This is a genomic window from Flavobacterium ginsengisoli (genome assembly GCF_029625315.1).
GTDB classification, from domain to species: Bacteria; Bacteroidota; Bacteroidia; order Flavobacteriales; family Flavobacteriaceae; genus Flavobacterium; species Flavobacterium ginsengisoli.
Window position 1 is genome coordinate 4,231,969 of sequence record NZ_CP121110.1, and the last position, 17,787, is coordinate 4,249,755.

14 protein-coding genes and 3 pseudogenes are annotated in these 17,787 nt (G+C 33.6%); 10 read left to right on the forward strand and 7 right to left on the reverse strand.

Going from position 1 to position 17,787, the window contains the following annotated elements; translation table 11 throughout:
* Nucleotide 1: 1 nt before the first annotated feature.
* The 6 genes and pseudogenes from purE to P5P87_RS19920 all read right to left on the reverse strand — a co-directional run bounded on the left by purE (nt 2) and on the right by P5P87_RS19920 (nt 6,102).
* On the reverse strand, nt 2-484 hold the full coding sequence (purE, locus tag P5P87_RS19895; protein ID WP_278020368.1) for a 5-(carboxyamino)imidazole ribonucleotide mutase: 483 nt from the start codon (nt 482-484) through the stop codon (nt 2-4).
* Nucleotides 485-592: 108 nt separating this feature from the next.
* Nucleotides 593-1,741 carry a 5-(carboxyamino)imidazole ribonucleotide synthase gene (locus P5P87_RS19900; RefSeq protein WP_278020369.1) on the reverse strand — a complete coding sequence of 383 codons (1,149 nt, stop codon included), beginning with the start codon at nt 1,739-1,741 and terminating at the stop codon, nt 593-595.
* Between the two features lie 190 nt (nt 1,742-1,931).
* Nucleotides 1,932-2,228, reverse strand: coding sequence for a hypothetical protein (locus P5P87_RS19905; protein WP_278020370.1), 297 nt, complete (start codon nt 2,226-2,228; stop codon nt 1,932-1,934).
* A 23-nt stretch (nt 2,229-2,251) separates the two neighbouring features.
* Nucleotides 2,252-2,482, reverse strand: coding sequence for a hypothetical protein (locus tag P5P87_RS19910; RefSeq protein ID WP_278020371.1), 231 nt, complete (start codon nt 2,480-2,482; stop codon nt 2,252-2,254).
* A 23-nt stretch (nt 2,483-2,505) separates the two neighbouring features.
* Nucleotides 2,506-4,605 carry a TonB-dependent receptor gene (locus tag P5P87_RS19915; protein WP_278020372.1) on the reverse strand — a complete coding sequence of 700 codons (2,100 nt, stop codon included), beginning with the start codon at nt 4,603-4,605 and terminating at the stop codon, nt 2,506-2,508.
* Nucleotides 4,606-4,817: 212 nt separating this feature from the next.
* Nucleotides 4,818-6,102: pseudogene (locus P5P87_RS19920) on the reverse strand (PQQ-dependent sugar dehydrogenase).
* A gap of 187 nt (nt 6,103-6,289) precedes the next feature.
* Between P5P87_RS19920 and hpt the strand changes: the two are divergent.
* From hpt to P5P87_RS19955, 7 genes and pseudogenes are all read left to right on the forward strand, one after another.
* On the forward strand, nt 6,290-6,820 hold the full coding sequence (gene hpt / locus P5P87_RS19925; protein WP_233074177.1) for a hypoxanthine phosphoribosyltransferase: 531 nt from the start codon (nt 6,290-6,292) through the stop codon (nt 6,818-6,820).
* A gap of 66 nt (nt 6,821-6,886) precedes the next feature.
* Nucleotides 6,887-7,459 (forward strand): adenylate kinase, encoded by a 573-nt coding sequence (locus tag P5P87_RS19930; protein WP_233074176.1) that lies wholly within the window; start codon nt 6,887-6,889, stop codon nt 7,457-7,459.
* Nucleotides 7,460-7,660: 201 nt separating this feature from the next.
* Nucleotides 7,661-8,938 (forward strand): annotated as a pseudogene (locus P5P87_RS19935) (hemolysin family protein).
* 102 nt (nt 8,939-9,040) lie between these two features.
* The gene (obgE, locus tag P5P87_RS19940) at nt 9,041-10,042 is read left to right on the forward strand and encodes a GTPase ObgE (RefSeq protein ID WP_278020373.1); all 1,002 of its coding nucleotides are present in this window, start codon (nt 9,041-9,043) and stop codon (nt 10,040-10,042) included.
* Between the two features lie 174 nt (nt 10,043-10,216).
* Nucleotides 10,217-12,362 (forward strand): annotated as a pseudogene (locus P5P87_RS19945) (S46 family peptidase).
* A 375-nt stretch (nt 12,363-12,737) separates the two neighbouring features.
* A complete protein-coding gene (locus tag P5P87_RS19950) occupies nt 12,738-13,424 on the forward strand; it encodes a tetratricopeptide repeat protein (protein ID WP_278020374.1) in 687 nt (228 codons plus the stop codon).
* 14 nt (nt 13,425-13,438) lie between these two features.
* Nucleotides 13,439-14,794 carry a UDP-N-acetylmuramate--L-alanine ligase gene (locus P5P87_RS19955; protein WP_278020375.1) on the forward strand — a complete coding sequence of 452 codons (1,356 nt, stop codon included), beginning with the start codon at nt 13,439-13,441 and terminating at the stop codon, nt 14,792-14,794.
* A 73-nt stretch (nt 14,795-14,867) separates the two neighbouring features.
* On the opposite strand, the gene P5P87_RS19960 is transcribed toward P5P87_RS19955, so the two are convergent.
* Nucleotides 14,868-15,368, reverse strand: a complete 501-nt coding sequence (locus P5P87_RS19960; protein WP_340696697.1) for a DUF1287 domain-containing protein — start codon at nt 15,366-15,368, stop codon at nt 14,868-14,870.
* A 236-nt stretch (nt 15,369-15,604) separates the two neighbouring features.
* On the opposite strand from P5P87_RS19960, the gene radC reads away from it, so the two are divergent.
* Genes radC through P5P87_RS19975 form a run of 3 tightly spaced genes read left to right on the forward strand, consistent with a single transcriptional unit; the run spans nt 15,605 to nt 17,778 of the window.
* The gene (gene radC, locus P5P87_RS19965; protein WP_198857792.1) at nt 15,605-16,294 is read left to right on the forward strand and encodes a RadC family protein; all 690 of its coding nucleotides are present in this window, start codon (nt 15,605-15,607) and stop codon (nt 16,292-16,294) included.
* Between the two features lie 3 nt (nt 16,295-16,297).
* A complete protein-coding gene (locus P5P87_RS19970) occupies nt 16,298-16,984 on the forward strand; it encodes a YjjG family noncanonical pyrimidine nucleotidase (RefSeq protein WP_278020376.1) in 687 nt (228 codons plus the stop codon).
* Between the two features lie 2 nt (nt 16,985-16,986).
* Nucleotides 16,987-17,778 carry a hypothetical protein gene (locus P5P87_RS19975; protein WP_278020377.1) on the forward strand — a complete coding sequence of 264 codons (792 nt, stop codon included), beginning with the start codon at nt 16,987-16,989 and terminating at the stop codon, nt 17,776-17,778.
* Nucleotides 17,779-17,787 lie beyond the last annotated feature (9 nt).

A 17,787-nucleotide genomic window follows, 5' to 3' on the forward strand; every position in this document is an offset into this window, starting at 1 on the left:
ACTATTTAAGACTTTCAGCCGCTTTATTAACCGCCGCTTTCAATTCTTCTTTATAAGAAATAATAGTATCTAAAACTTTTTTATCGTGGCTTCCGATGATTTGTGCGACTAAGATTCCAGCATTTTTTGCTCCATTTAAAGCTACCGTTGCAACAGGAACGCCTCCTGGCATTTGAAGAATTGATAAAACAGAATCCCAGCCATCAATCGAATTACTCGATTTTACTGGAACTCCAATTACAGGGAGCGGAGACATTGAAGCCACCATTCCAGGTAAATGTGCTGCACCGCCCGCTCCGGCAATAATTACCGAAATGCCGCGAGTATGTGCATTTTTACTGAAATCGAATAATTTTTCTGGCGTTCTGTGTGCCGAAACGATATCTACTTCAACTTCTACATTAAATTGTTTTAATATGTCGATTGCATCCTGCATAACTGGCATGTCTGAGATGCTTCCCATTATAATAGCTACTTTGCTCATGTTTTTTATTTGTTTCAAGTTTTAAGTTTCAGGTTTCAAGTTATTCCTGATACTTAAAAAAATATTATAGTTTTAAACTGTAAACTGTAACTGCGACTGAAAACTAATTTAAGCGCTAATCACTTTAATAGTTTCCTTAACTTCTTGTGCAATTCTTCTTGCCTCAGCCATATCTTCATTTACAATTGTAACGTGACCCATTTTTCTAAACGGACGTGTTTGTTTCTTTCCATAAATATGAGGAGTAACACCGTCCCATCCTAAAATGGTTTCGATGTTTTCATAAACCACATTTCCAGAATGACCTTCGGCACCGACTAAATTTACCATAATTCCGGCAACTTTGCTATCTGTGTTTCCTAAAGGAAGATCTAAAATAGCGCGTAAATGGTTTTCGAATTGTGAAGTATAACTTGCTTCGATTGAATAATGTCCAGAATTGTGCGGACGCGGAGCAACTTCATTTACTAAAATTTCGTCATCCTGAGTCTGGAACATTTCAACGGCCAAAAGTCCAACGTGATTGAAATTCTCTGAAACTTGCAAAGCAATCGCTCTGGCTTTTTCAGCTACTTTATCATCGATTCTTGCTGGGCAGATTACGTATTCAACTTGGTTTGCTTCTGGATGAAATTCCATTTCGACAACCGGATAGGTTTTCATTTCTCCTGATGGATTTCTAACTACAATTACTGCCAATTCATTTTTAAACGGAACCATAGTTTCTGCAATGCATTCTACATTTGGCAATGCATCTAAATCTGAAGCTTGGCGAACTATTTTTACACCATTTCCATCATAACCAAATTCGGTACATTTCCATACGAAAGGTAATTTCAGATCGTTGATTTTAGATTTTAGTTGATCTAAATTTTCAAATCTTTCGAATGGTGCTGTTGGGATATTGTTTTTAGCGTAAAAATCTTTTTGAACACCTTTATTCTGAATTCCTTTTAAGGTTTTAGGAGATGGATATATTTTTAAACCTTCGTTTTCTAATTGCGTTAAAGCTTCAAGGTTTACCAATTCGATTTCAAAAGTCAAAACATCGACTTGTTTCCCGAAATTATAAACCGTTTCATAGTCCATTAAATCGCCTTGAAAGAATTTGTTACAGGCAATTTTACTCGGCGCTTCGTCGCTTGGATCTAGAACGTAAGTTTGTATGTCAAATTTTCTGGTATCGAACAAAAGCATTTTACCTAATTGTCCGCCACCTAATATTCCTAATTTAAAATCAGAAGAAAAATAATTCATTTTGTGTTGTGTTTTTGCAAAGATACTTTTTAATCTTTTTTTAGCCAAAATTTAGTTTTTCTGCCACAGATTAAAAGGATTAGAAAGGATTTTTTTTGTTTACCACGAATTACACGAATTTTCACGAATTTTTTTAGCTGAATTTAAAAAAATAATTCGTGAAAATTCGTGTAATTCGTGGCTATAAGAACTATTTTATTTTCTTCAAAACTTCTTTGGCGACGGCTTTATAGGCTGCTGAATGGTCTCCGAAATCTTTGTCAATAATCACTTTTAGTTCGGGGTGAATCCAGTCGTAATGATTTCCTAAAACATATAAAGTTCTTATAGAATAGGCTTTTGTTGCCACTTTGACATCGTTTATCAACCAATCAAAAGAAGCTTCAATAATATCTTGTAAGTTGTTTTCGGAAAGAGAAATACTATTTTCGTTTTTTTTGTAATGAGATTTTACCAAAAGCTGCGTCACTTTTGCGATTGGACGCATGGAACTTTCGTCTTTTAAAATTTTTAGATTCGAACAGAAAAATCTAAATGAGGCTGGAGCCAATGCAATTCTTCGTACGAAACAAATTCTAAAATCCAGCAGGCTTTATGATTGTTTTTATCTTCTGGTGAAAAGCAAATCGAAACCAATTCACTAAAAAGCGATGGATTTTCTAAAACATCCTGCGCTGCTTTTAGACGATTTTCTCTATAAGCATTTACATAATCCAATTTTTTTTGCAATTCAGATGGCATTGTTTTTTGTATTTAGTACAATGCTAAAATAAGTAATTTAATGAGATAATTCCGTAATAGTTTATAGGCAATCCTGGATAATAGAATCGTGGTTGTGCATTTCCAACTCCGGTTGCATTGGTCAAAATCATGGAAGCGTATTTTTCGTTTGTAACATTATTAATTCCTGCATCGAGATGCGCTTTTAATCCAGACAAAATTTCAAATTGATAACCTGTTTTTAAATTTAGTAAAGAATAAGAATCTGAAAAATTGGCATTTGAATCATTCATCGGAATTTTATCTGTGAACTGAAAATCTGCTGAAAAATAAAAACCTGAATTGGTATTCAAATTAAAACCAGCACTTGCAGTATTGGCAGGAACTCCAGTTAATTTGTTGCCAGAATAATCATTTCCGTTGTCGACAAATTCTTTAAATTCATAATTTCCGATAGAAGCGCCAGTGTAAGAGTTTAAATTGAAAGTTCTATTGATTGTCCAATTGTGTTTTAATGCAATTTCGATTCCTTCATGAAATGTTTTTCCAGCATTTACGCCTTCATATTGATCGTCTCCAATTCTTTTGGCAACCAATAAATCTTTAATTTCCATTCGGTAAACGGCAATTTCAGCATATAGTTTTTTGCTGAAAAGATGAAGTTTGCTTCCTAATTCAAAATTATAACCTGTTTCGGGTTTTATGTTTTGATTGATATTTCCTGTGCTTGTTAAAGTTTCTTCGGTTGCAGGAAGAGAAAATCCTCGGCTTGCAGAGAAGTAAAAAGTCTGGATTTCATTTGGCTTGAACAAAAAAGAAAGTTGTGGCGAAAAAATGCCATCATAACTATATTGCTCCACTGGATTATTTGCGGAAGCGGGAAAATCATTCTGCAATTCAAATTTGGTTTTATTATAATTTAAACCTGCCTGAATTTCAAATTGGTCAGAAAGCAAAGTTCTGATTTGAGAAAAGATATTGTAAAAACGCCTTTTCTGATTCGTTGCTGTAAGCTGATCGCCTTGCAAACTTCCATTTCCGTTATTTTGCTGATAGAGATTTTGAAAAGTATTTCCGCTATAATTATCTCTGAAATATTCCAATCCAGCAATAAATTGATTTTTGATTTTTCCAATATTGAAATCTCCAGAAAACTGTGTCCTCACGCCCGAAGCAAAAGTATATTGACGCAAAATATCAAAAGGACGCGGTTCATTGCTGTCTTTGTAATTGATAAAAACAGAAGTCGAATTGTTTAAATGATCATTGATTTTAAAATCGTAAGCCAATCCGCCCAAAGTCGATTTGTATTCTTTAAATCCTTTTGAAGCAACCCAAGTCGGTGCACCTGCCTGTGGATTATTTTCGAAAGTGGTTTTATTGATCGAACTCGGAATATATGCTTTTAAATAGGTGTAATTCGAAAAATAAGTCAGTTTGCTGTTTTTCTTTCTGAATAATTCTCCGCCAAGTGTAACTCCTTCACGATTATAGGCACTGTTTTCGCGCCAGCCATCAGTTTTTAGATTGTGATAACTCAGATTTAAAGATGCATTATTTTCATTTAAATCAAAACTTATTCTGTTTTTCAATAATCCGTAAGAGCCAAAAACCGAACTGATTTCAGCTTGATAATTGCCACTTTTTAATGATTGAGGAGAAATCAAAATCGCACCGCCCAAACCAGCACCATAAACACTAGAAAGCGGGCCCTTTATAATCTCAATCTGATTGATGTTTTGAAGATCGATATCGTCAATTACAGTCTCACTGTTTCCTGAAGTTAATGGAATACTTCCATAAAAAGCTCTAATTTTATTCGTCCCATAAGGAGTTCTCGCGCCAATTCCACGAATCGAAATTCGGGTTGTGGTAATATTGGAAGACTGCATAAAAACGCCAGGAATTGTATTGATGACATTACTAATATCAGTTGTGTTATTTCGAAGTAATTCTTTTTCGGATAAAATACCAATTGAAGCGGGACTATTTTGTAAATCACGATTAATATGAAGCGGACTTATTAAAACTTCATTCAGTTTTTGAGTTTTAACTGAATCAATATTTTGAATTTTTTCTTGTGCTGAGATGCTTTTAGAAGTAAAAAGAATAAAGAGAAGGAGAAAATATTTTTTGGAGGGCATAAAATGAGCTGATTAAAAGGCAGTTTTATTTTAACACATAGAAACACAGCATTGATTGAGGCAAAAAAGGCGTTTTACTTGTCAAAAGCCACATAATAACTATGTGCGAAAACTAATTTTCTTAATAACATCTTTTTAAACAAAAATCTATGTCTCTATGTGTTTAAAATTTTCTTTTTAAAATTTGTTCCGATAATTTTCGGAATTGGAATTTATTTCTTTGCTGTAACCTTCCAAATAGTATTTCCGCTATCATCATTTACCAAAAGCGATCCGTCTTTCATTACAGTAACTGCAACTGGACGTCCGTAAACTTCAGCTTTATCATTGTCAGAAATAAAACCAGTTAAAAAATCTTCTGGTTTTCCTGAAGGTTTTCCGTCTTTAAAAGGAACAAATAAAACTTTATAGCCTGAAATTATAGATCGATTCCAAGAACCATGCTGACCTACAAAAGCGCCATTTCTGTATTTTGCAGGAAAAGCATCTTTCGTGTAAAAAGCCAATCCTAAAGAAGCGGTATGAGCGCCAACAGGAACATCGGGAACAATAGCTTTTTCTATCAAATCTTTTCGTTCGCCTTTACCTTTCCATCTTGGATCAGGAATACTTCCAAAATACGAATAAGGCCATCCGTAAAAACCGCCTCTTTTTACACTTGTAATATAATCTGGAACTAAATCATCTCCAAGTTCATCTCTTTCATTCACCGCTGTCCAAAGTTCTTTTTTTGTTGGCTGGATTCCAATCCATTCCCATTGGATTTCTAAGGCCTTCAGCATAAATTTTTTCGCCAGTTCCATCAGGGTTAATTTCTAAAATTGCAGCGCGGCGAACTTCTTTATCCATTCCGTTTTCTCCCACATTGCTTCCTGAACCAACACCAATATAAATTTTTGTTCCTTCGGGATTAGCAAGCAAACTTCTTGTCCAGTGATTGTTGTATCCGCCGGCTGGCAGTTCAACAATTTTAGTTCCTTGAGTTTCTAATTTTAATGGTGCGTTTTTATAAGGATAACGGTAAAGTCCGTCAGTATTGGCAATATAAAAAAAGTCTTTTAGGATTAACATTCCTAAAGGCCTGTTTAAACCAGAAATAAAAACTTCGCGAGTTTCATATGTTCCGTCTTTATCATTGTCGCGCAAAACTATAATTTGGTTTTTGCTTGTTCTGGTGCCACTTTCAACAACAAAAATATCATTGTTTGGACCTATATAACTCCATCGTGGATTCTCAAATCCGTCAGCAAATTTAGTTACTGTAAAACCTTCGGGCGCTTTTGGCGTTTTGCCTTCTGGCCATCCAATTACTTTGCTATTTTTGGTTTTAGATTCGGTTGCGTAAGGAGCGGGAAGCGTAATTTCTCCAATAGAAGTTTTTACAACATTGCCAGATTGTTTGGCTAGGGCTTCTTTTTCTTCTTTTTTTACTTGCCCATTACAGGCAGTCATTACGGCTAATAACGGTATCGAAATTAGGGCTAAGGATTTTTTCATTGGTTTTTTGGAGTTAAATAATTAGATCATAACAATTTACTTAAAATATGTAGAGTGACAAAAAAATATTTGTAAAGATTAACTGAGATTTAACATTCCTAAAAAATATCTCGAATACAGTTTGTTTTGATAGAAGCTGTTAAGTTCTAATTCTTTATCTTTGTCCATTATTTTAAAAAGAAAAATAATGATACAACTTCACGATAAACAATTTGTTCCGTTTATTTCGGCAAAAGAAATTGATTTTGCTTTGGCTAAAATGGTCGCTCAGGTAGAAGATGATTTTGGTGATGATACACCAATTTTTATTGGAGTCTTGAATGGTGCTTTTATGGTGGTGTCAGATTTTCTGAAAAAATATAAAAAACCGTGCGAAGTCTCATTCATCAAAATGGCTTCGTATGAAGGAACAGAAAGCACAGAATCGGTTAAAGAATTAATAGGTATCAGTCACGATCTTTCAGGAAGAACTGTAATCGTGATCGAAGATATTGTCGACACAGGAAATACTGTAGAAGAATTGAAGCATTTATTTAAAGCACAAAATGTAAAGCATTTTAAGATTGCAACGTTGTTTTTTAAGCCAGAAGCTTATAAAAAAGACATTAAGATAGATTATATCGGAATTCGTATTCCGAACAAATTTATTGTAGGTTACGGTTTAGACTATGATGGTTTAGGAAGAAACCTTACTGAAGTTTACAAATTAGCAGAATAACAAAACACAACTATATATTCATTTTAAAACTTCTGAAAGACAGAAGTAACAACACTCATTTCAATTATGATTAACATCGTTTTATTTGGAAAGCCTGGTGCAGGAAAAGGAACTCAGGCAGAATTTTTAAAAGAAAAATACAATTTAACACACCTTTCAACAGGAGATATTTTTCGTTTCAATTTAAAAAATGATACTGAACTAGGAAAACAAGCAAGAGTTTTTATGGACAACGGAGAGTTGGTTCCTTGCGAAGTAACAACTGCAATGTTAATTGATGAGGTAAAAAAACATCCAGATACTGCAGGATTCTTGTTCGACGGTTACCCAAGAACAATCAATCAAGCAGAAGCTTTAGACCAGTTTTTACCAACGATCGGATCTAGCGTAACAGCAACAATCGCTTTAGAAGCTGATGACGAAATTTTGGTAAAGCGTCTATTAGAGAGAGGAAAAACAAGCGGAAGAGTTGACGATCAAGACGAAGAAAAAATTCGTGTAAGATACCAAGAGTACAATGAGAAAACAGCTCCTCTTATTGGATATTATAAAGAACAAGGTAAGTTTCATGCCGTAGACGGTATCGGAACTATCGAACAAATTACAGAGCGATTAACGTCAGTTATAGATAATTTGTAGAAACTTATTCCAGCTGTACGTGAATCCTGATAGCTATCGGGACGCAAAAAAAACTATTTTTCTAACTCTAAAACGGGCTTTTCAAATGTTTTTGATGATCAATGTTTTTGAGTTAGAAAAATTAGTTTTTTAATTCACAGCCATTTTTTAAGATTACAAATTACATTTAACGAGACCATTTTATAACGAATCCACTATCAATTGGAAATACTAATTATATTTTTTCTAATTCTATTAAACGGAGTTTTCTCCATGTCTGAAATCGCTTTGATTTCGGCCCGTAAAAACAGGCTTGAAACAGTCTGCGAAAAAAGGCAATAATAGTGCAAAAACGGCACTAGACTTAGCTAATTCCCCAAATAAGTTTTTATCGACAGTACAAATCGGAATTACCCTTATCGGAATTTTGACAGGTATTTATTCTGGTGACAAAATTACTGCAGATGTTGAGCTTTTTGTAGCAGGATTTGAAGTTCTTAAACCTTACGCACATTCTATTGCGGTGGGAATTGTAGTTGTAGTTTTAACTTTCTTCTCATTGGTTTTGGGAGAATTACTTCCTAAACGAATCGGATTAAATTATCCAGAAGCAATTGCGAAAATGGTTGCAATGCCAATGAAAGTGATTTCGATTATTACAGCTCCATTTATTTGGTTGCTTACTACATCGACAGATTTCTTATTGAATGTTTTCCAAATAAAACCAACCGCTGACGGAAAAGTTACGGAGGAAGAAATTAAAGCCATCATTAAAGAAGGTACAGAAGTAGGAGAGGTTCAAGAAATTGAACAAGATATTGTGGAGCGTGTTTTTCATATTGGAGACAGAAAAGTAAACTCTTTAATGACACATCGCAAGTCGGTTGATATGTTACCATTAAAAGCCGATAAAGAAAAAATCAAAGAATTGGTTGTTCAAGACCTTCACGCAGTCTATCCTGTTTACAATGATAATTACGATGATATTGTTGGAGTCGTAACACTTAAAAATATTTTTGCTAACATCGAAAGCGATAATTTTGATTTAGCTGGCAATTATGTCTGACGCGCCCTATTTAATGGAGCAAACAACGGCGTACAAAGCTTTAGAAAATTTCAAAAAAACGGGTGTCCACTATGCTTTAGTTTCAGACGAATATGGAGTTTTTCAGGGACTGATTACTCTTAATGATATTTTGGAAGCTTTAGTTGGTGATGCTCGCAGAATTTTATAAAGACGAATTCCAGCTTATAGAAAGAGAAGATGGTTCGTGGTTAGTTGATGGACATTATTCATTGCACGACTTCTTGACTTACTTCGAATTGGATGAGTTAACAAACGATTATGAAGTAAATACCGTAAGCGGAATGATTATGACCGAGCTTTCTCATATTCCAAAAGAAGGAGAAAAATTAGTTTGGCAAAAATTCGTTCTAGAAGTAATCGACATGGACGGTGTTAAGATTGATAAAGTGCTTGTGAAAGCATTAAAAGAGTAGAGAGAAAATTTGTTTCAGGTTTCAAGTTTCAAGTTTCAGGTTATATATTAAACAACTTGAAACTTGAAACCTGAAACTTGAAACTTTACATAAACAAAGAAAATGACAGAAGGAAATTTTGTAGATTACGTTAAGATATATGTTTCTTCCGGAAAGGGAGGAAAAGGTTCTACGCATTTACATAGAGAGAAATTTATTGAAAAAGGAGGTCCAGATGGTGGCGATGGAGGTCGTGGTGGACATGTATATTTAGTTGGAAATAAAGGGCTTTGGACATTATTTCATTTGAAGTTTGCGCGTCATATTAAAGCAGGTCACGGTGGAGACGGAGGTTCTGACAGAAGTACTGGTGCAGACGGAGAAGATAAAATCATTGAAGTGCCATTAGGAACTGTTGTAAAAGACAAGGAAACTGGAGAAACGCTTTTTGAAATTACAGAACATGGAGAAAAACAGATTCTTGCAAGAGGAGGAAAAGGAGGTTTAGGAAACTGGCATTTTAGAAGCTCTACAAACCAAACGCCTCGTTATGCACAGCCAGGTTTGCTTGGTATTGAAATGGATGTGATTTTGGAACTTAAAGTTTTGGCTGATGTTGGTTTGGTTGGTTTTCCTAATGCAGGAAAATCTACTTTATTGTCTGTATTGACTTCGGCAAAACCAAAAATTGCCGATTATCCGTTTACGACTTTAAAACCGAATCTAGGAATCGTGGCTTACAGAGATTTTCAATCTTTCGTAATTGCTGATATTCCTGGAATTATTGAAGGCGCGGCAGAAGGAAAAGGTCTTGGTCATTACTTCTTGCGTCATATTGAACGTAACTCAACTTTATTGTTTTTAATTCCTGTTGATACAGCAGACATTAAAGGAGAATATGATATTTTGGTTAACGAATTAACAAAGTATAATCCTGAAATGCTAGACAAAGAACGTCTTGTGGTAATTTCAAAGTGTGATATGTTGGATGATGAATTGAAAGCTGAGCTGAAAGCAGAATTAGATGTTTCTTTCAAAGGCGTTCCTTATATGTTTATTTCATCTGTAGCACAACAAGGTTTGACAGATTTAAAAGACAGACTTTGGAAAATGCTTAACGAATAGTAAAGCTTACTTAGATATCAAAAAGGTGTTCTGTTCTCAGGGCACCTTTTTTGTTTTATAATGTTAAATTCGTAATAAACGGCTAAAAATCTAATATCATTTTTAATTTTAAGATTGTTTGGGTTGAGATAATTGCTAAAATGGCTTATATTCGCATCACTTAAACAAAATAACATGAAAAAAGTAATTTTATTCTTGACCATGTGCCTTATGGCTTTCCCAATGAGAGCCGATGAAGGAATGTGGTTTTTGATGTTTATCGAAAGATTGAACCATAGAGATATGGAAAAAATGGGCTTGCAATTGACAGCCGAAGAAATTTACAGTATCAATAATCATAGCTTAAAAGATGCAATTGTGCAATTCAATGGAGGATGTACAGCTGAAATCGTTTCAAACAGCGGTTTGGTTCTTACTAATCACCACTGTGGCTATAGTTCGATTGCAGAACTTTCAACTGCAGAACAAAATCATTTGAAAAATGGTTTTTGGGCAAAAAATCGTTCAGAAGAACTAAAACCAAAATCTTTATACGTTCGTTTCTTTGTTCGTATGGATGATGTTTCAAAAAGAATCCTGTCTAAAGTAAACGATACGATGACAGAAACTGAAAGAAACACAATCATTCAGCAAGAAATCGCTTTGATTGAAAAAGAAAATAGCGAAAATGGAAAATACACAGTTTCTGTTCGCCCTTTCTTTCAAGGAAATGAATATTACTATTTTGTTTACCAAGATTACACAGACGTTCGTTTAGTTGGAACTCCTCCTGAAAGCGTTGGTAAATTTGGTGGAGATACAGACAACTGGGAGTGGCCTCGTCAAACTGGAGATTTCTCTATGTTTAGAGTTTATGCTGACAAAGACGGAAATCCTGCAAGCATATTCTAAAGATAATGTGCCATTAAAACCAAAACACTATTTACCTGTAAGTTTAAAAGGAGTTAAAGAAAACGACTTTGCAATGATCTTAGGATATCCAGGCAGAACAAACCGTTGGATGCCGGCTGGAGGAATCGAGCAAAACATTAAATATGCTTATCCTGCTTGGGTTGAAGGTGCAAAAACCGGAATGGATGTAATGAAAAAGTATATGGATAAAGATGCAACTGTTCGTTTACAGTATGCTTCTAAATATGCTTCGACTGCTAACTACTGGAAAAACCGTCAAGGTATGATCGACGCTTTAACAAAAGCTGGAACTGTAGATGCTAAAGCAGAACAAGAAGATAAATTCTACGAGTGGGCAAGTAAACCTGCAAACAAAGAAAAGTACGAGAATGTAATTCCGACTATTAACGATTATTACAGAGAAACAAACTTAAAAGCGCGTCACGATAATTATTTGACTCAACTTTTACGTACTTCTAGCTACGCAACAGGACCTGCTAATTTAGGAAATGCATTAATTGCTTACTACAAAGAGAATGATGCTAAGAAAGCAGAAATGCTTCCTAAAATCAATGAAATGATTGAGAAGATTTATGGTGAGTTTTATGCTCCTTTAGAAAAAGACATTTTAACAGCTCAATTAAACTTATATGCTGAGAAAGTCGCTGAGTATGGACTTGCTCCAGAAATTGCAAAAATGAAAACAGCTAACAATGGTGATTTTACTGCAGATGTGGCAAAAGCTACAGAACAGAGTTACTTTACAACTAAGGAAAAAGTACTAGGATTTTTAGCAGATCCAAAACCAGTAGCCATTACGCACGATCCGTTGTATATTATTTCTAATGATTTATTGACAAAATACCGTTCTAAAACAGACGATCAAGCAAAAGCTGATGATGGTTTTGCAACTGCATACCGTAAATTGGTAGAAGGTTTAAGAGAATCTAAATTGAACGCAATTAAATATCCTGATGCAAACTCTACGTTGAGGTTGACTTACGGAAAAGTTCGCGCTTTACCTGTTGATCCTCGTAACGATGCTAAGATTAACAACTATACCACAATGGAAAGTATGGTTAAAAAATATAAAGCAGGAGATCAGGAATTTGACTTGCCAGCTCGTTTGTTAGAGTTAAACAAGAAAAAAGATTACGGTCAATATGCTGATAAAGCAGGTTATATGCCAATCAATTTCTTGACAGATAATGATATTACAGGAGGAAACTCTGGTTCGCCAGTTCTTAACGGAAAAGGAGAATTAATCGGTATCGCTTTTGACGGTAACATTGAAGCTATGGCTGGAGACGTAATTTTCGATTCTAAATTGCAAAGAACAATCAACGTAGATATTCGTTATGTACTTTGGATTATCGACAAATATGCAGGAGCTAAAAACATTATTGATGAATTGACGATTGCTAAATAATCTCAAATTCTTTTATAAAATAAAACCCGACAGTTTTTTAAGCTGTCGGGTTTTTTATTTTTTTAATTTGTGTAAAGTATACAAGGCTGATAGAAGTCGGGGCCTTTTGAATGCGTGTGTTCGACTTTACTTAGACTGACAAAAGATACATTTGATGATTTCAAAATTTGGATTTTCTCAAGTAAGAAATTTTAAATTGTTTTACATTTTATACCGAATGAAAGCACGAGTGTTTTTCATTGTTGTAATTGTATTTTTGAAGCTGATCGGGGATTTATATAAAAAGGTTGGAATAAGATTGACTATATTTTTCGTACAAATTACTAATTTATATTCAAAAGCAAATAGCATTTTATATTTCCTTATTTTTGAAATATGAAAAAGTCGCTAATTTTCTTTTTGATTGTTCCAATGTACTGTTGGTCACAATCTAATTTTGAGAAAGCAGAGAAATTATTCCGCGCAAAAAATTACGATGAAGCTAAACTCATATTTGAATTTGTCCTTAAAACAAATCCGTCAGATATAAAGTCACTGGAATATCTTGGAGAAATAGAAGCACATCAAAAATCTTGGGTAAAAGGTGCGGAATATTTTAAAAAACTAAAAGAATTGAAACCCACAGTGGCAGATTATTTTTTTAAATACGGAGGATGTTTGGCGATGCATGCTGTAGAAGTGAATAAAATTAAAGCATTTTCTATGGTGGGCGATATGAAAGAAGCTTTTGAGAAAGCCATCGAGCTTAATCCAAAACATGTTCAGGCGCGTTGGGCATTGATTGAAATTTATTTACAATTGCCTGGAATTTTAGGCGGAAGCGAATCAAAAGCAATTGCATATTCTAACGAATTAGCACAGTTTTCTCCAATTGATGGCTATCTGTCAAGAGGAAGAATTGAAGAGTATTTTAAAAGATATGATCTTGCCGAAAAAAATTATAAGAAAGCACATGAAATTGGCAATTCAAAAGTCACATTTCAAAAATTATATAATTTATATTTGAACAAACTAAAAGACACAAAAAAAGCGCAGGATTTAAAACGAAAATTCGAAGCATAAAATAAAGATTCTAAATGAAAACACATTTCATTGCCATTGGCGGAAGCGCAATGCACAATTTAGCATTAGCATTGCATAACAAAGGATATCAGGTTACAGGAAGTGACGATGCTATTTTTGAACCTTCAAAATCAAGATTAGAAAAGAAAGGAATTCTTCCTGCTGAATTGGGTTGGTTTCCAGAAAAAATCACTTCAGATATTGATGCTATTATTCTTGGAATGCATGCTAAAGCGGATAATCCTGAATTATTAAAAGCACAGGAATTAGGTTTAAAGATTTATTCGTATCCTGAGTTTTTATACGAACAATCTAAAAATAAAACTCGTGTTGTAATAGGTGGTTCTCATGGAAAAACTACGATAACTTCTATGATTCTTCATGTAATGCATTATCACAACATTGCAGTCGATTATATGGTAGGAGCACAGTTGGAAGGTTTTGATACGATGGTTCATTTGACTGAAGAAAATGATTTTGTGGTTTTAGAAGGCGATGAATATTTATCTTCTCCAATTGACAGACGTCCGAAATTTCATTTATATCAACCAAACATTGCTTTAATTTCTGGAATAGCTTGGGATCATATTAATGTTTTTCCAACGTATGAAAACTATGTGGAGCAATTTGAAATTTTCATTGAAAAAATTACAAATGGCGGAATTTTAGTTTATAACGAAAATGATCCAGAAGTAAAACGTGTTGCCGAAGCGACAACAAATCCGATTCGAAAAATTGCTTATTCGACTCCAGAATATTCGGTAAATGATGGAGTAACTTTATTAAAAACTCCAGAAGGCGATATGCCAATTGAAGTTTTTGGCGCACACAATTTAAATAATTTGGCAGGAGCAAAATGGATCTGTCAAAATATGGGGGTTGATGAGGCCGATTTCTACGAAGCGATTGCTAGCTTTAAAGGTGCTTCTAAACGTTTAGAGAAAATTGCTGAAGGAAAAGGAAAAGTGGCTTACAAAGATTTTGCGCATTCGCCAAGTAAAGTGGCCGCAACAACAAAAGCGGTAAAAGAGCAGTATCCTAATAGAACTCTAGTTGCTTGTTTAGAATTGCATACTTATAGTAGTTTAAATGCTGAGTTTTTAAAAGAATATGAAGGTGCTTTAGAATATGCTGATGTTGCAGTTGTTTTCTATTCTCCAGATGCGGTTAAAATTAAGCGACTAGAAGAAGTTACTTACGAGCAAATTGCTACGGCATTCAATAGAAAAGATTTAATTATTTATACCAATCCAACTGAGTTTAAAGAATATTTGTTCAATTTAAATTTAGAAAATTCTGCACTTTTATTAATGAGTTCAGGAAATTACGGAGGTTTAAATTTTGATGATGTAAAAGGTTTGATTAATTAGAAATTAGTCAATTTGAAAATTAGATAATGTGCCAATGCTTTTGTAGTTGGCACATTTTTTTTAGTCTAATTATCTAATTAGAATTTTCATATTTAAAATGTCCAACAATTTTGTATTCAAATAAACAATCTTCTAAAACTTGTCCGCCGCCGACGTTATGAACAATTAAATTACGTTTTCCGTCAGCTGATTTTTTATTAGTTACAATTCCAATATGCGGAAGTTTATCATTAATCATCCAAGTTACTAATTCTCCAGTTTTGTAATCTTTTGCGTTTTGAGTTACAGGTAATTTGGTTCCTTTTCTTTCAAAAAACACCTCTAGGTTCGGGACTCTTCTATGATCAATATTGGTATCGGTTTTTGTCATTCCCCATTTTTTTAAATTTGGATAAAGAGAAAAATTTTCAACCATATCTTGATGAACTTCTTTTTGTAAATCGATATTTAGAACTCGATACGATCGTATTATAACATCTGTGCAAACTCCCTTGTTTTTTGGAACATCGCCATTTGGGTAATCAATTTTGAAATAAGCAGGATCGTAATCAATCGAGGGATCAATTATTGAAATTGCGGCTTGAGATAATTTTTCGGCAAAAGTTTTAGGTTCGGTATAATTTGAAACAGTCTGCGCTTTTGTTTTCTTTTTGGTGGCATGATAGAAAAAATAATAAAATAAAGCAGGAGATTAATGGTTTCATTTTCAGATAATTTAGTTTTTAAAGATACTAAAATTTAAGAACGGTTAATAATATTTGAAAGATTTTTCTTCTTTTTTAAATATCTTCGCTTCTTAAAATTATTATTATGGAAGGAGGGCATTTCGCTATAAAAAATTGGTCTGATGATGATAAACCGCGCGAAAAATTAATGCTCAAAGGAAAAGATGCTTTAAGTGATGCTGAATTAATGGCTATCTTAATTGGTTCTGGAAGCCGTAATGAATCTGCTGTCGCTTTAAGTAAGCGAATTTTAGCTACAGCCAAAAATCTAACTGCTTTAGGAAAAATGACAATTTCTCAATTAATGCAATTTAAAGGTATTGGCGAAGCAAAAGCTGTTTCAATTGTTTCTGCTTTAGAGTTGGGTAGGAGGCAACGTATAGAAGATGTTGCGAAACCAAAAAAAATAACTTCAAGTAAAGCTGTTTTTGATATTATGCAACCCATTATTGGAGAACTTCCGCATGAAGAATTTTGGGTGCTTTTTCTTAATAATTCAAACAAAGTGATTTCTAAATCCCAATTAAGTAAAGGAGGTATTGCTGGAACAGTTGTAGATATACGATTGGTTTTTAAATTAGCACTAGAGAATGGCGCTACAGCCTTGATTTTGTGTCATAATCATCCTTCGGGTAGTTTAGTTCCAAGTGATGCCGACAAACAAATTACTAAGAAAATTAAAACAGCAGGAGATATATTAGATGTTAAAGTTTTAGATCATGTTATTATTACTGAATCAAAATATTATAGTTTTGTAGATGAAGGAATTTTTTAATACATGAACACCAATATTACCGACATCTTTTTTGATTTAGATCATACGCTTTGGGATTTTGATAAAAACTCAGAAATGGCTTTTGATCGTATTTTTAAAAATAAGTACCAAGAAATCGCAACTCAAGATTTTATTAAAGAATATATTCCGATCAATCAAGAATGTTGGAGATTGTATCAGAATGACAAAATTACGCATCAGGAATTGCGTTATAATCGTTTGAAGTTATCCTTTGATGCTTTGAATTATGTAGTTTCAGATGAGAATATTCTGGAAATTGCAAATGATTATATTGAGTTTCTTACTGATAACAATTATCTTTTTGATGGAGCGATTGAGGTTTTGGAATATTTGAAACCAAAATATAAACTTCACATCATCACAAATGGATTTGCTCAAGTTCAAGAAAAGAAAATTAATAATGCTGCGCTTGGCAATTATTTCAGTACAATCACAAATTCAGAATTAGCAGGTGTTAAAAAACCAAATAGTATTATATTTGATTATGCATTAAAATTGGCAAAAACTTCAAAAGAAAACAGCATTATGATCGGAGACGATTTTGAAGCAGATGTAAATGGAGCGTTGAATGCTGGTTTGGATGCTATTTTCTTTAATGAGAAAAAATTAGATATTTCGGGAAATTATAAACAAATTAACCATTTATTAGAACTAAAAAACTATTTATAATTATGAAAATTAAAATTTTACTTACTGCTCTTTTATGTTCAGTTGTTGGATTTGCGCAGTCTGTTAATGATTACAGGGCTGTAATTGTACCTCTAAGATATGATTTTATAAAAACAGATAATCAATATCGTTTGGCTACATTAACCAAATCAAATTTATTAAAAGGAGGTTTTGAAGCTTATTATACAAACGAGCAATTACCAGATGGACTTACAGATCGTTGTCAGGTTTTATATATAGATGTGAAAAAAGACAATGCTTTTTTGGTCACTAAACTTTTTATTGAATTAAAAGATTGTTACGGACAAGTGGTTTACACTTCTGAAGTGGGTAAAAGTAAGGAGAAAGAATATGAAGTTGCCTATAAAGAAGCGCTAGATAACGCTTTTAAATCGATTTATGGATTGCACTATAAATACAGCGGCAAGTCTGTAGTGCCATCTAGAACTGTTGTGGCACAGAAAAATACTGCCGAAACTTTGGCGGCTGCGACAGTTGCTCCTGCAGCAGCTGCAGTAAAAGTAGCGCAAACAAATCCAGTAGCAGCGACTGTTTCGCCAGATTTAAAAGATCCTAATTTATTATATGCTCAACCAACAGAATCTGGTTATCAATTAATAGATAAAACTCCAAAAGTAGTTATGAAGCTTCTTAAGACTTCTCAAGCAAATGTTTACATCGCGATAAAAGATAATGTTCAAGGTTCTTTGATTTTGAAAGAAGACGGACAATGGTATTTTGAGTCTTATCAGAATGACAAATTAGTTTCAGAAAAAATTGTAGTTAAATTCTAAATACAAAAT

Bases quoted from the DNA above. Each gene is read 5' to 3' on its own strand.
- purE (WP_278020368.1), bottom strand. From the start codon at position 484: ATGAGCAAAGTAGCTATTATAATGGGAAGCATCTCAGACATGCCAGTT.
- P5P87_RS19900 (WP_278020369.1), bottom strand. From the start codon at position 1,741: ATGAATTATTTTTCTTCTGATTTTAAATTAGGAATATTAGGTGGCGGA.
- P5P87_RS19905 (WP_278020370.1), bottom strand. From the start codon at position 2,228: ATGCGTCCAATCGCAAAAGTGACGCAGCTTTTGGTAAAATCTCATTAC.
- P5P87_RS19910 (WP_278020371.1), bottom strand. From the start codon at position 2,482: ATGCCATCTGAATTGCAAAAAAAATTGGATTATGTAAATGCTTATAGA.
- P5P87_RS19915 (WP_278020372.1), bottom strand. From the start codon at position 4,605: ATGCCCTCCAAAAAATATTTTCTCCTTCTCTTTATTCTTTTTACTTCT.
- hpt (WP_233074177.1), top strand. From the start codon at position 6,290: ATGATACAACTTCACGATAAACAATTTGTTCCGTTTATTTCGGCAAAA.
- P5P87_RS19930 (WP_233074176.1), top strand. From the start codon at position 6,887: ATGATTAACATCGTTTTATTTGGAAAGCCTGGTGCAGGAAAAGGAACT.
- obgE (WP_278020373.1), top strand. From the start codon at position 9,041: ATGACAGAAGGAAATTTTGTAGATTACGTTAAGATATATGTTTCTTCC.
- P5P87_RS19950 (WP_278020374.1), top strand. From the start codon at position 12,738: ATGAAAAAGTCGCTAATTTTCTTTTTGATTGTTCCAATGTACTGTTGG.
- P5P87_RS19955 (WP_278020375.1), top strand. From the start codon at position 13,439: ATGAAAACACATTTCATTGCCATTGGCGGAAGCGCAATGCACAATTTA.
- radC (WP_198857792.1), top strand. From the start codon at position 15,605: ATGGAAGGAGGGCATTTCGCTATAAAAAATTGGTCTGATGATGATAAA.
- P5P87_RS19970 (WP_278020376.1), top strand. From the start codon at position 16,298: ATGAACACCAATATTACCGACATCTTTTTTGATTTAGATCATACGCTT.
- P5P87_RS19975 (WP_278020377.1), top strand. From the start codon at position 16,987: ATGAAAATTAAAATTTTACTTACTGCTCTTTTATGTTCAGTTGTTGGA.